Source organism: Spirillospora sp. NPDC048819, assembly GCF_040650055.1.
GTDB lineage: Bacteria > Actinomycetota > Actinomycetes > Streptosporangiales > Streptosporangiaceae > Spirillospora.
In genome coordinates this window covers 41,189-54,321 of sequence record NZ_JBEZGN010000019.1, presented here as the reverse complement: position 1 = coordinate 54,321, position 13,133 = coordinate 41,189, and the positions used below count along the sequence as shown (strand labels likewise).

Below are 13,133 nucleotides of genomic sequence, written 5' to 3'. Positions count from 1 at the left end.
CAACGGTACCGGCCGTGACGTGGGGTTCGTGCGGCAGGTCCAGCATGCAAGACGGCGGGCTAGTCGGGCAGGAGGAGATTGACGTCTCCGAACTCGTGCCACAGGTAGCGCTCGGCCAGGGCGGCCTCGTAGGTGGAGGCGAGCAGATCGGGTCCCGCGATGGCGGTGAGCATCATCAGGTGGGACGACCTGGGCTCGTGCAGGCCGGTGAGCAGGCCGCCGACGGCCTGTACGCCGCGCTCCGGGGTCACGATGTGCTCGGTCCACCCCGCGGATGCCCGGACGTGCCCGGAGGCGTCCACGGACGTCTCCAGGGCGCGGACGGCGGTGGTGCCGACGGCGATCACCCGGTTCCCGCGGGCGCGGACGTGCTCGACCAGCGCGGCCGTCGGTTCGGGGACCTCGTAGCGTTCGGCGTAGGGGGGTTCGTGGGCCTCGGGGGACGCGACGCCCGTGTGCAGGGTGATCGGGGCGATGAGGACGCCGCGTGAGACGAGCCGGGTCACCAGTTCGGGGGTGAAGGGGCGGGCGGCGCTCGGCATTTCGGCGCTGCCGGTCGTGCGGTCGTGGGCGAACACGGTCTGGTACGCGGCGGCTGGCCAGTCGCGGCGGACGTACCCGTACCGGATCGGTGTCCCGTGGCGGCGCAGGTACGGGACGACGTCGGTGCTGAGCCGGGCCTCCCAGAGACGATCCGACTCCCTGTGGGAAGACGACCCTCCATGACCCTCGGAACCGCCTTTGTGACGTCCCACCAAGGTGAGGGTGGCGCCGCCCGGCATCGGGATCCATTCGCCGGGGCAGCCGCCCGTGTAGGGGCTGCTGGACTTGCCGGTGAGGCGCCGCAGTTCGACGAGCCACAGCCGGTCCCCGCCGCCGGGCACCGGGGTGGAGAAGTGGACGCTGATCCGGTCGAGGCGGACGGCGGCCGGCAGCGTGGACGAGGTGTTGACGACGAGCAGGTCCCCCGGGTCGAGCAGCGTGGGCAGGTCGCGGAACTCGTGGTGGGCGACCTCCCCGGTGGCGCGGCGCGAGACCAGGAGCCGGACGCCGTCGCGGGTCCTGTCGCGCGCTTCGGGGGGCTCGTGGGCCTCCAGCGACGGGGGCAGCGTGAAGTCGACGGTCATGTGCGGGCCTCCAGCCGGACGGCGGCGATCACGCCGAGGGCGGCGATCGCGGCGAACAGCGCCCCGGCGACGGCCAGGCCCGTGTCGAGCCGTGCGCCGCCGAAGCCGGCGACCAGCGCGCCCGCGACGCCGACCACGAGGGAGGAGCCGAGGGTGTCGCTGATCTGGAGCGAGGACGAGTTGACGCCCTGCTCGTCCTCGGGCGACATGTCGAGGAGCAGGACGGACAGGCTGCTGATCGCGAAGCCCATCCCGGCGCCGCCGATGATCCACGCCGGGACGGCGAGCCAGCCGGAGAGCTGGAGCGCGACGGCGGTGAGGATGATCCCGGCGGTGACGAGCACGGCGCCGAGACGGGCGAAGAACGCGCGGGAGCGCTTGGACCTGGCCTGGATCTGGGCCGACGCGGACCAGCCGAGCGCGCCGACCGTCAGGACGACGCCCGCCTGCGTGGCGCTGAAGTCGTGCAGCCGGGTCAGCGCCAGGGGGATGAACACGTCGGTCCCGAAGAACGCGCCGGACAGCAGGCCCCGGACGAGGATGACGCTCGGCAGTCCGCGGCGGAGCCGCAGCGTCCCGGCGGGCAGGAGTTTCGGCAGCCCGTACGCGAGGCCCGCGAGGCCCGCGGCGACGGCCGCCGCCATCGTCCAGCCGGGGGCGTCCAGGCCGTACAGGAGGGTTCCGGCGCCCGCCGACACCGCGACCGCGGCCAGGTAGCGGCCTTTGCCGGAGGCGGGAGCGGCGTCCACGGTCCTGATGCCGCGCAGCGCGGGGACGAGCAGCAGCGTCGGCGGGATCACCAGCGGGATGAGCCCGAGGAACACCCAGCGCCACCCGGCGTGCTCGGCGACGACGCCGCCGACCGCGGGGCCGATCAGCGACGGCAGCACCCACGCCGCTGCGAGCATCCCGAACACGCGGGCGCGCTGATCCTCCGGGTAGACGCGGGCGATCACGACGTACATCGCGACCATCGCGACGCCCGAGCCGAGGCCCTGCACCGCGCGGCCGGCGACGAACAGCCACATGGACGGCGCCGCGCCCGCGACCACCAGCCCGGCGACGAACGTCCCGAGACCGGTCATGAACGGCCGGACGGGGCCGGACCTGTCGATCCAGCCGCCCGCCAGGACGGTGGACAGCAGGCTCGTGATCAGGGTGGCGCTGAAGCCCCACGCGTACAGCGACAGGCCGTTCAGGTCTCCGGCGACCACCGGCATGACCGTGCCGACGGCCATGGCCTCGAACGCCAGCAGCGTGACGACCAGGACGATTCCGAGCGTCGCGCCCCGGAGCCCGGCTTCCCGCGGCTTCGGCCCGGCGCCGGGCGGCGACGCCAGATGATCGGGTTCGAGCACGGTGGTCATCGTGCACCGCTGAGGTCGGCGGCCCGGTACCGGCCGCTGGCGGGCCGGCCGGTGACGAGGCGGCGGAACGCGGCGGCGGCCTCCTCGGGCGGCGGCGCGGAGTCGGCGTCCTCGCCCGCCGCGCGCAGCATCGCGGTGTTCATCTCGCCCGGATCCGCCCACCACACGGCCACGTCGGGCTCCTCGGCCGCCAGGACGTTCGACAGCTGCTCCAGGGCCGCCTTCGACGTCCCGTAGCCGCCCCACGTCTCGTAGTTCTCCACGGCCGCGTCCGACGTGATGTTGAGGATCGCGCCGCGCCGCTCGCGGAGGCTCGGCAGGACGTCCTGGATCAGCGCCAGCGGCGCCAGGACGTTCGTCGCGAACGTGGCCGCCAGGTCGGTGACGGGCAGGTCGGCGAGCCGCGGCATCGGCGTCGGGCCGAGGGTGCTCGCGTTGTTGACGAGCAGGTCGAGCCCGCCGTCCACCGCCCGGACGAGGTCGGCGCGGTGCGCGGGATCGGCGACGTCTCCGGCGATGGCCGTGACGCTCCCCCCGATTTCCCGGACGGCGGCGGAGAGCGCGTCCGCGTCGCGTGCGTCGATGACGGTGTGCCAGCCGTCCCGGGCGAGTTCGCGGGCGAGCGCCCGGCCGAGCCCGCGGGAGGCCCCGGTGATCAGTGCCGTCTTCGCTGTCGTCGCTGTGCTCATGCCTCCGACGCTAGGAATCCGCGCAGTTCACGGCATCGGCCGACGGGTCCCGCGGCGGGTGGTCAGATGGTCCTAGGACCAGCGTCCGGGAAGCCCCGCCGGCACGGCCGGAGACGTCGCCCTTGGGGCGGGTGTTACGGGTGCGGCGCACCATGCGCGGGGCGCCTCCACGTGGGGGAGAGCGAGAAGACCCGCGTACCGAGTACGGTCTTCACATGTGAGTGCCGGAAGGCGCTCGGCCACGGGCGATGAGAGGCCGGGATGGAGACCGAGGACGGCTGCCGCGGCGACCAGGGCGCGACCCTGCACGCCGTGAGTTCGGCCGTGCTCGCGGTGACCCGGCACCTGTCCGTCCACGAGGTGCTCCAGGTGATCGTCCGGGCGGCGGCGCAGCTGCTGGACGCCCGGTACGCGGCGCTCGGCGTGCCGGACGACGAGGGCTCGTTCGCCGAGTTCGTCGTCGAGGGCATCTCGGAGGAGGAGTGGGAGCGGATCGGCCCGCTGCCCCGCCAGCACGGCATGCTCGCCGCGATGCTGCACGGTGACACGCCGAAGCGGCTCAGCGACATCCGCAAGGAGCCGGAGTTCGAGGGCTGGCCGGTCGCGCACCCCGTCCTGAAGGACTTCCTGGGCGTGCCGATCCTGGACGGCGAGGACGTCCTCGGCATCATCTTCCTGGCCAACAAGCGGCGCCCCGGCGGGTTCACCGAGGGCGACGAAGACCTCCTCACCCTGTTCGCCGCGCACGCCGCGATCGCCATCACGAACGCCCGCCTGTACGAGCACAACCGTGAGCTGACGGTCGTCGCCGAACGCAACCGCATGGCCCGCGAGCTGCACGACGCCGTCGCCCAGAAGCTCTTCTCGCTGCGCCTCACCGCCCGCACCGCGTCCGCGCTGGCCGAACGCGACCCCGCCCGCACCGTCAAGGAGCTGGAGCAGGTCGAGCGGCTCGCCGCCGGGGCCCTCAACGAACTCCGCGCCGTGATCTTCGAGCTGCGCCCGGCGGACCTCGCGGACGGGCTGGTCGCCTCGCTGCGCAAGCACGTCGAGGTCCTCGACCGGGCGCACGAGACCACCGTGCGCATCGCCGCCGACGAGGCCGTCGTCCTGCCGGAGGAGCACGAGGCCGTCGCCTTCCGCATCACCCAGGAGGCCCTCTACAACGCGCTGCGACACGCCGGCGCGCGGACGGTGGAGGTCCGCCTCGGCACGGAGGATGGACGCGCCGTGCTGGAGGTCGCCGACGACGGCTCGGGCTTCGTCGCGTCCGACACGGCCGACCAGCAGGGCGGGCTCGGCCTGACGTCCATGCGGGACCGGGCGTACTCGATCGGCGGGGGGCTCACGATCGACGCGGCTCCCGGCCGGGGCACGACCGTCCGGCTGGAGGTGCCGCTGTGACCGCGAACGGCACCGGCCCGCGAGGCCGGAAGATCAAGGTCCTGATCGCCGACGACCATCCGGTCGTCCGGCAGGGGCTGCGGACCTTCCTCGGCATCCAGGACGACATCGAGGTCGTCGGCGAGGCCGGGGACGGCGCGTCGGCCGTGACACTGGCCGAATCGCTGGAGCCCGATATCGTGCTCCTGGACCTCAAGATGCCGGGCGCCGACGGCTTGGCCGCGCTGACGGAGCTGCGGGCTCGTGGGGTGCCGGCACGCGTTCTCGTCCTGACCAGCGTCACCGAGCGCGGGCACGTGCTGCCGGCGGTCCAGGCGGGCGCGTCCGGGTATCTGTACAAGGACGTCGACCCGCAGGCGCTCGTGCAGGCGATCCGGGCGGTCAACGACGGGCACGTGCTGTTCGCGCCCGACGCGGCAGAGGCGATGCTGGCCGGCGGGAAAGCGTCGCAGGACGACCGCGGCTTGGCCGCGCTGACCGAACGGGAACGGGAGGTGCTCGTGCACATCGCGCGGGGCAGGTCCAACCGGGAGATCGCCCGCGCGCTCGTGGTATCCGAGAAGACGGTCAAGACGCACGTCAGTAATCTGCTCATGAAACTGGGAGTCCAGGATCGGACGCAGGCGGCGCTGTACGCCGTCCGGCACGGCGTCGGCTCGTCCGGCGCACCCGGGGAAACCGGGGAAGCCACCGCCCGCGGCTGATACAACTCCTCTGACAGGATCGTCATCGAAATTGGTATGAACGTAGCAATCAGATACGCAGCAGGCAGCGACATCGGGTGCAACCGAGAGAACAACGAGGACTCGGGCTACGCCGGTGCGCGGTTGATCGCGGTCGCGGACGGCATGGGCGGCTACGCGGGCGGCGAGGTCGCCAGCTCGACCGTCATCGGGTCACTGCGCTCGCTCGACACCGACGCGCCTAAAGACGATCTTGTCGACATCCTGGGCCGCGCGGTGGCCGAGGCCAACGAGAAGTTGCGGATCGTCCGGGAGGAACGCCCCGACCTGAGCCGGATGGGCACCACGCTCACCGCCATGCTCTGGACGGGCGAGTCCGTGGCGCTGGCGCACGTCGGAGACTCGCGCGGCTACATGCTGCGCGACGGCGAGCTCTATCAGATGACCCAGGACCACACGATGGACGAGCTGCTCAAGGCGGAGGCCGAGCAGGCGGGCCAGACCGCCGACCCGGCCGAGACGTCGCGGCTGTCGCACGTGCTGTACCGGGTCCTGGACGGACGCGAGGACCGCGAGCCCGACCTGCGCCTTCGCGACGCCCAGCTCGGCGACCGCTATCTGCTGTGCTCGGACGGGCTGAGCGGCCCGGTCGACGCGCAGAAGATCTACGAGGTGCTGTCCGCCGAGGCCGACCCGCAGCGCGCCGTCGACCGGCTGATCGAGATCGCCCGCGACAACGGCGGCCCCGACAACATCACCGCGGTCGTCGCCGACGTCGTCGAGTCCGATCACGTCACCGGCGCCGAACCCCCCATGGTCGTGGGCGCCGCCGCCCAGGCCTGACCCCGACCCTGACCCTCTCTCTGTCCTTGTCCCTGTCTCTCTGTCCTTAGTCTCTGTCCCCCGACCGGCCGGACCACCTCCCACGTCACGTGTTCTTCGCCACGCCCGCCGTTGGAACCGTCCAACCTCGCGGGTGCCGTCCACCGCGCGCCTGTTGGATCAGGTGACGAATTTCCTGATGATTCATGGAACTCGTCGGGTAAAAGAGTGCTCACGCAGGTGGCGATTTGTCCTACTCTTGCCGAGAGGTGGTGTCGCTGAGCGCTGCGTAACGGTCCGATCGCAGATCGTTGCCAGGGCTTGACCCGCCTCCGGGTGCACCCTGTATACGGGTCACTCAGCTTTAGTCATCGAGGCGGAGGATTCGTGGGGGAAGCGCCCGGGGCGGCGGCCACCGGTGCACCGGACGGTGTACTCGGCGGGCTCGTCAGCCGGACCCTCACCGCAGCGCGGCATGGACCCCTGGGTGTGGTGCTGCGTGTGGCGGCGATGGCCGTGGCGGCCATCGGCGCGTCATGGATCCACCGTGTCAACGACCCCGGCGTGCTCTGTCCCCTTCGGGCGCTCACCGGAATCCCGTGTCCCCTGTGCGGGGGGACCACCGTGTTCATCGAGTTCGGCTCGGGTCGTCCCGCCCAGGCCGTGCTCGCGAATCCGGCGGTCCTCACCGGCGCGATCGCCGTGGCGATCGCACCACTGGGGCTGGGAGGACGGTGGTGGGCACTCCAGCCGAAGACCCGTGCCTGGATGCTCGGCACCGCCCTCGTGGGGTCGGAGCTGTGGCAGCTCGTCCGGTTCGGTGTTCTGCGCGTTTGAGCCGCGGTCGATCCTCGGTCAGACTTGCGGAGCCCACCGGGTCCGGCGGGCGTCACATAACCACAGGGTCAATCTATAAGGAGCAAGTGTGGGTAACCCCTACGACCCGTACGGCCAGCAGCCGGGCTACGGGCAGCAACAGCCCGGGTACGGTCAGCAGCCCCCGGCCCAGCCGGGTTACGGTCAGCAGCCCCCGGCGCAGCCTGGCTACGGCCAGCAGCCCCCCGCGCAGCCTGGCTACGGCCAGCCCCCGGCCCAGCCCGGCTACGGTCAGCCCCCGGCGCAGCCCGGGTACGGCCAGCAGCCTCCCGCCCAGCCCGGCTACGGTGCGCCGCAGGCGCCCCCGGCCCAGCCCGGGTACGGCCAGCAGGAGGTCCACCACCACCACTACGGCTCCGGCGGCCAGCTGGCCGAATGGGGCTCGCGTGCCGGTGGCTTCATCATCGACTACCTGGTGATCGGCGCACCGTTCTTCGTGCTGTACCTGATCGGCGCCCTGCTCGGCGGGTCCGGCAGCGGCGGCGCGGCCGTGATCGGGATGCTGTTCATCCTGATCGGGGCCGCCGTCTACCTCGGCGGCTTCCTGTGGATCTGCTACCAGGAGGGCACCACCGGCCAGTCGATCGGCAAGCGGCAGATGGGCATCCGTCTCGTCAGCGCGCAGACCGGCCAGCCGATCGGCTTCGGCATGGCGTTCGTCCGCAAGATCGCCCACGCCCTCGACGGCGCGGTGTGCTACCTCGGCTACCTCTGGCCGCTGTGGGACGACCGCAAGCAGACGTTCGCCGACAAGGTTTGCAACACCCTCGTGGTGCGCAACTGACTCGTGGTGCGCAACTGATCATCGGTTCGTGAGCGGGGCGTCCCTTCGCGGGGCGCCCCGTTTTCGTTCGCGGGACCCTCCCGTTCAGGGGTCCCTCCCGGTCAGGGGACCCTTCCGTTCAGGGGACGTGGTCGAACGCGCTGTTGCACGCGGCCACCAGGGCCCGCCGGACGGCCCGGTCCAGTAGCCGCAGGGCTTCACCGCGGCGCCGCATCTGGTCGATGCCGAGGCCGCGTTCGTCCATCTGCCGGGCGAGCTCCACGACGAGGGAGAGCCGGCCGGCGAGCGCGGCGAGGCGGTGCGCGCGGGCCGGGTAGCCGGGGGCGAGCGGATGGCCGCCGCGCTCCGGGTCGCGCATGTCGGCCAGCGCGTCGGCGATCTCCGGCGGCACACCGCCGAAGTCGTCCACGGTCAGCAGCGCCTCGGTGGCGTCCCGCATCGCGAGGGTGAGCTGCCGGTCGGCCTCCGCGAGGGACGGGACGTCCGGCGGCGCGGGCGACGCGTCATGGGTCGTCCAGCGGATGCCGACGTAGGACGATCCGCGCCGGTCCTCGGCGGGCAGGAGGCCGATCGCCCGGTCGGCGCCGAGCACGGCGACGACGGCGGCGCCCGCCTCGATCGCCGCGCGGTTGAGGCCGGGCGGGCCGGTCAGCCCGAGCGGGTCGCCCGGTTCGGGCAGCGCCAGCCGCAGTGCCGTCATTCCGCCGACGCGCAGGTCGCCGAGCCCGCGACGCAGCGTCACCTCGGCGGGCTCGCCGCCCAGGATCTGCGGGCCCGCGTCCTTCTCGACCTTGTCCACCGCCTCGTCGAGACCGACGTGCCCGGTCAGCCAGGCGTTGCCCCAGGCGACCAGTGCCGTCGCGACGGCCGTGCTCATACTGTCTTGCTCATTCGCTTTCCCAACACTCCCCAACGGGCATGCGAACCACCATAAGCGCTCGGATGGCCGATGCCACCGGACGTAACCAACCTCTCGCGTCCAGGGTGCATCCCGGGGCCGACGTTTCCGGTGGGGAGCCGGGAGGCGGCGGCCGCCCCCGATCGCATAGGTTCTCTTCTGAGGATCTGGGACCACCGGGATTGGGGACGAAGGCGCGCGATGGCCGGCGAAGTACTTCAACTCCGCGGAGTCGGGGTCAAGCGCGATGGGGCGACCCTGCTGCGCGATGTCAATTGGACGGTGAGCGAAGGCGAGCGGTGGGTCATCGTGGGCCCGAACGGGGCCGGGAAGACCACCCTGCTCCAGATCGCCGCCGCGATGCTGCATCCGTCCGAGGGCACGGTCGAGATCCTGGAGGAGGAGCTGGGCCGCACCGACGTGTTCGAGCTGCGTCCCCGGATCGGCCTGGCCAGTTCTTCTATCGCGGAGAAGATCCCGACCGGCGAGCGGGTCGTCGACCTGGTGCTGACCGCCTCGTACGCGATCCTGGGGCGCTGGCAGGAGGAGTACGACTCGACCGACGTGAGCCGCGCGGTGGCGCTACTCGACGCGCTCGGCTGCGCCGACCTGATCCGGCGCACGTTCAGCACGCTGTCCGAGGGCGAGCGCAAGCGCGTCCAGATCGCCCGCGCGCTGATGCCCGACCCTGAGCTGCTGCTGCTGGACGAGCCCGCCGCGGGCCTCGACCTCGGCGGACGCGAGGACCTCGTCGCCCGGCTGGCCGCCCTCGCCGACGACCCGGCCGCCCCCACGATGGCGATCGTCACGCACCATGTGGAGGAGGTCCCCGAGGGCTTCACCCACGCGCTGCTGCTGCGCGGCGGCGAGGTCGTCGCGCAGGGCAAGGTGGACGAGGTGTTCACCTCCGAGCACCTGTCGGGCACCTTCGGCCTCCCGCTCGCCGTGGACCGACAGAACGGCCGCTGGTACGCCCGCGCCGCCCCCCGCTGAGGTGAGGTTTGGACGTCCTTGACGCGATCGCGGTGCTCGCCGCCGGGATCGCCGCCGGCGGGATCAACGCGATCGTCGGCTCCGGCTCGCTGATCACGTTCCCGACCCTTCTCGCGCTCGGATACCCGCCGGTCGTGGCCAACGTGTCCAACAACCTCGGCCTGGTGACGGGCAACGTCAGCGGCGCGTACGGGTACCGGAAGGAGCTGCGGGGGCAGCGCGGCCGGCTGGTGCGCCTCGGCAGCGCCTCGCTCGCCGGCGCGGTGGCGGGCGGGCTGCTGCTGCTGACGCTGCCGCCCGAGGCGTTCGCCGTCATCGTGCCCGGCCTGATCCTGGTCGCGCTGGTGCTGGTGGTGGTGCAGCCGAGGCTTCAGGCGTGGATGCGGGAACGCCGGGAGGGGCGGGAGCCGCACGGGCGGGACGGCGGCCGCTGGCTGTGGCTGGGCGTCCTCGGCACCGGCGCGTACGGCGGCTATTTCGGCGCCGCGCAGGGGATCTTGCTGATCGCGCTCCTCGGGATCGGCCTGGACGACGACCTGCAGCGGCTGAACGGTCTGAAGAACGCGATGGTGTCGGTCGTCAACGGCACGGCCGCGGTGCTGTTCATCGCGATGTGGATGCTCGGCGAGACCCGGATCAGCTGGTGGTCGGTGCTGCTGATCGCGGTCGGCTCGACGGTCGGCGGGCTGCTCGGCGCGAAGCTCGGCCGCAGGATCCCGCCGCTGGTGCTGCGCGGGGTGATCGTGGCCGTGGGGCTGGTCGCGATCGTCCAGCTGCTGTGGGGCTGACCTGCGCCCGCGCGGTTGCCCCGAGGCGTTCCCGGGTATATATCGAACATTCGTTCGGATATCGGAGGGGTTCGCGATGAAGGGCGACTGGGTCGAGATCGTGGTCGACGTCGGCGGCGCGTCCACCAGGACCTACGAGGTGGCCGCGACCCGCGCCGGCCGCCGCGTGGAGATCGGCAACCGGCGCGGGGTGGTGGAGGTCAGCGAGGTGACCCGTACGGGCACCACGGTCCGCACGGCCCGCTTCATGTCCAACCGGGTGCTGGCCCTGGTCGAGCATCCGGTGTCCGACGAGCGCGGCGGCCACTCCGGTGACGGCTCCGGCTAGCCCGGCGGCCGGCCGGTGAGCGCGTTCACCGGCGGTGTGCCGCCCTCGTGAGGCGGCCCATGGGTGCGGCACGCCGCAGGTGAACGCCGGACGTCACAGGTCGAGGGTCAGGCGGGGCGAGGTGCAGCGGCCCACGCAGATCATCATCGTCCGGCCCGCGGCCCGTTCCTCCTCGCTGAGCAGCGAGTCGCGGTGCTCGGGCTCGCCGGCCAGCACGCGCGTCTCGCACGCGCCGCAGTAGCCCTTCTCGCAGTCGTACGACAGGCCGGGCACGACCTCCTGGATCACCTCGATGAGCCGCCGGTCGGCGGGGACCCGCAGCGTGGCGCCGGTACGGGCGAGGTGGACGTCGAACTCGGTGTTGAGCGCCGGGTCGAACGCCACCTCCAGCGAGTCGTCGCCGGTGAAGCGCTCGACGTGCAGCCGGGACCGGATGTCCAGCTCGTCGCAGGCGCCCTCGGCCGCCGCGATCATCCCGGTGGGGCCGCAGCAGTAGACGGCCGTGTCGGGGCCGGCCTCCGCGAGGATGGCCTTCAGGTCCGGGATGCCCGTCTCGTCCTGTGGCAGGACGCGCAGCCGGTCGCCCGCGATGGCGGCCAGTTCGTCGCGGAAGGCCATCGACGCGCGGGTCCGGCCGCCGTACACGACCTGGAAGTCGGCTCCGCGTGCGGCTGCCGCGCGCACCATGGCCAGGATGGGCGTGACGCCGATGCCGCCCGCCAGGAACAGGTAGGAGCCGGCCTCGACCAGGGGGAAGTGGTTGCGGGGGCCGCGCACGCCGAACGTGACCCCGTCGCGGGCGAGCGCGTGCACCTCTTCCGAGCCGCCTCTGCCGTCCGTCTCGCGCAGCACCGCGATCCGGTAGTGGGAACGGTCCTCCGGGTCGCCGCACAGCGAGTACTGGCGCACGCGGCCGGACGGAAGCCGCAGCTCAAGGTGGGCGCCGGGTTCCCAGGCGGGCGCCTCGTCGCCGTCGGCGCGCGCCAGCGTCAGGGTGAGGACGTCGTCGGCCGCCTTTTCGGCGCCCGTCACGGTCAGGTCGTACGAGGCGCCGAGGACGGTGGCGGCCACCGTGCTCTCACCGGCGCGCGGGCCCGGGGTGAAGACGGCCGGGAGCGCGTCCCAGCCCTTCTGGTTGCCGCTGGTCGGGTACTCGACGAGACCGTCCTCCAGCATCTGGAAGTCCGGCAGCCGGGTCAGCACTTGCGTCATCATCTCGCGGAACATCGCGCGGGCCAGATGGGCGCCGGCGCAGCGGTGCGAGCCGATCCCGAAGCTCAGGTGCCGGGACGCGTCGCGGTCGAGCCGGATCTCCTCGGGCTCGGGGAACACGGCGGGGTCGTGGTTGGCCGCCACCCACGGGATCAGGACGCGCTCGCCCGCCCGGACCGGGCAGCCGCCGACCTCGGTGTCGGTGCGCGCCGTGCGGGCCATCGACTGGGACGGCGCGAACGCCCGCAGGAACTCCTCGGTGGCCCGGTCCATCAGGTCGGGCGAGTCGATGAGGCGGCGCCGCTGGTCCGGGTTGCGGCTCAGGTGGACCAGCGTCGACCCGGTCAGCGAGGTCGTGGTGTCGACGCCGCCCGCGATGAGCAGCCCGATGACCGAGACCAGCTCGTCCTCGGTGAACGGCTCGCCGCCGTCGTTCCGCGCGGTGACGAGCGCGCTGACCGCGTCCTGCCGGGGCTCGGCGCGGCGGTCGCGGATCAGCTCGCGGATGCGCTGCTCCATGTACGCGAGGCCTTCGGCGCCGCGCCGTTCCCGCTCGCTGCCGGCGGGGGCGGCGAAGATGTCGTGGATCGGCCCGGCCAGCGGCGCCCAGTCCTCCTCGGGGAAGCCGAGCCAGTCGAGGGTGACGGCGGCCGGGACCGGGTTGGTCAGGTCGCGGACGAAGTCGGCCGAGCCGAGCTCGATGAACGCGTCCACGGCCCGGGAGGCGTGCCGGGCGATCATCGGCCGCAGCCGCTCGACCGCCGCCGGGCTCAGCAGCGGGTTGATCAGGTCGCGGTAGCCGGCGGACCGCGGCGGGTCGACCTCGATCGGGTACTGCTCCAGGCCCGGCCCGCTCGGGATGACGATGGCGACCGCGTCCACGCCGCTCGTCTCGCGCGAGGAGGAGAACGCGTCGTCGTCACGGGCGATGCGCGTCACGTCGGCGTACCGCGTCGTGTAGACGAACCCGCCGTGCGCGGGGGTGCGCCCGACGGGACAGCCCTCCCGGTACGCGGCGTAGTACGCGACCGGGTCGGCGTTGCACTCGTCCGAGTGGTGGTCGAAGTGGTGGTCCCGCTGTGCGAGGTCCTGCTGTGTCATGTGCTGCTGCTGCGTCATTGGCGCGACTCCAGATGCGCATGTCTTCCGCGCGGTGTTGCCC

13 protein-coding genes are annotated in these 13,133 nt (G+C 72.5%); 8 read left to right on the top strand and 5 right to left on the bottom strand.

The annotated features are described in order from the left end of the window. Positions 1 to 59: 59 nt before the first annotated feature. The 3 genes from AB0C35_RS24365 to AB0C35_RS24355 are packed head-to-tail and all read right to left on the bottom strand — an operon-like array spanning position 60 to position 3,183. A complete protein-coding gene (locus tag AB0C35_RS24365; RefSeq protein ID WP_358459746.1) occupies positions 60 to 1,127 on the bottom strand; it encodes an S-adenosylmethionine:tRNA ribosyltransferase-isomerase in 1,068 nt (355 codons plus the stop codon). Then, positions 1,124 to 2,485 (bottom strand): MFS transporter, encoded by a 1,362-nt coding sequence (locus AB0C35_RS24360; protein WP_358459743.1) that lies wholly within the window; start codon positions 2,483 to 2,485, stop codon positions 1,124 to 1,126. The genes AB0C35_RS24365 and AB0C35_RS24360 overlap by 4 nt, the downstream gene beginning before the upstream one ends. 5 nt (positions 2,486 to 2,490) lie before the next feature. Then, positions 2,491 to 3,183, bottom strand: coding sequence for an SDR family oxidoreductase (locus tag AB0C35_RS24355; protein ID WP_358459740.1), 693 nt, complete (start codon positions 3,181 to 3,183; stop codon positions 2,491 to 2,493). A gap of 261 nt (positions 3,184 to 3,444) precedes the next feature. On the opposite strand from AB0C35_RS24355, the gene AB0C35_RS24350 reads away from it, so the two are divergent. The 5 genes from AB0C35_RS24350 to AB0C35_RS24330 all read left to right on the top strand — a co-directional run bounded on the left by AB0C35_RS24350 (position 3,445) and on the right by AB0C35_RS24330 (position 7,752). Further along, positions 3,445 to 4,587, top strand: coding sequence for a GAF domain-containing sensor histidine kinase (locus tag AB0C35_RS24350; protein ID WP_358459737.1), 1,143 nt, complete (start codon positions 3,445 to 3,447; stop codon positions 4,585 to 4,587). Continuing rightward, on the top strand, positions 4,584 to 5,291 hold the full coding sequence (locus tag AB0C35_RS24345; protein WP_358459735.1) for a response regulator transcription factor: 708 nt from the start codon (positions 4,584 to 4,586) through the stop codon (positions 5,289 to 5,291). Before AB0C35_RS24350 ends, AB0C35_RS24345 begins: the two co-directional genes overlap by 4 nt. A 36-nt stretch (positions 5,292 to 5,327) precedes the next feature. Then, positions 5,328 to 6,113 carry a protein phosphatase 2C domain-containing protein gene (locus tag AB0C35_RS24340; protein WP_358459733.1) on the top strand — a complete coding sequence of 262 codons (786 nt, stop codon included), beginning with the start codon at positions 5,328 to 5,330 and terminating at the stop codon, positions 6,111 to 6,113. 366 nt (positions 6,114 to 6,479) lie between these two features. Then, complete coding sequence (locus AB0C35_RS24335; RefSeq protein ID WP_358459730.1) at positions 6,480 to 6,929, top strand: DUF2752 domain-containing protein; 450 nt, start codon at positions 6,480 to 6,482, stop codon at positions 6,927 to 6,929. Between the two features lie 88 nt (positions 6,930 to 7,017). Next, positions 7,018 to 7,752, top strand: a complete 735-nt coding sequence (locus AB0C35_RS24330) for an RDD family protein (protein WP_358459727.1) — start codon at positions 7,018 to 7,020, stop codon at positions 7,750 to 7,752. 118 nt (positions 7,753 to 7,870) lie between these two features. On the opposite strand, the gene AB0C35_RS24325 is transcribed toward AB0C35_RS24330, so the two are convergent. Beyond that, entirely contained in the window at positions 7,871 to 8,629 is a 759-nt protein-coding gene (locus AB0C35_RS24325; RefSeq protein WP_358459724.1) for a hypothetical protein, read from the bottom strand. Between the two features lie 222 nt (positions 8,630 to 8,851). Between AB0C35_RS24325 and AB0C35_RS24320 the strand changes: the two genes are divergently transcribed. From AB0C35_RS24320 to AB0C35_RS24310, 3 genes are all read left to right on the top strand, one after another. Beyond that, on the top strand, positions 8,852 to 9,643 hold the full coding sequence (locus AB0C35_RS24320; RefSeq protein WP_358459721.1) for an ABC transporter ATP-binding protein: 792 nt from the start codon (positions 8,852 to 8,854) through the stop codon (positions 9,641 to 9,643). 8 nt (positions 9,644 to 9,651) lie between these two features. Next, positions 9,652 to 10,431 (top strand): sulfite exporter TauE/SafE family protein, encoded by a 780-nt coding sequence (locus AB0C35_RS24315; protein WP_358459718.1) that lies wholly within the window; start codon positions 9,652 to 9,654, stop codon positions 10,429 to 10,431. Positions 10,432 to 10,507: 76 nt separating this feature from the next. Further along, positions 10,508 to 10,759 (top strand): hypothetical protein, encoded by a 252-nt coding sequence (locus tag AB0C35_RS24310; protein ID WP_358459715.1) that lies wholly within the window; start codon positions 10,508 to 10,510, stop codon positions 10,757 to 10,759. Between the two features lie 93 nt (positions 10,760 to 10,852). On the opposite strand, the gene AB0C35_RS24305 is transcribed toward AB0C35_RS24310, so the two are convergent. Beyond that, positions 10,853 to 13,090, bottom strand: coding sequence for a cytochrome P450 (locus AB0C35_RS24305; protein WP_358459712.1), 2,238 nt, complete (start codon positions 13,088 to 13,090; stop codon positions 10,853 to 10,855). Positions 13,091 to 13,133 lie beyond the last annotated feature (43 nt).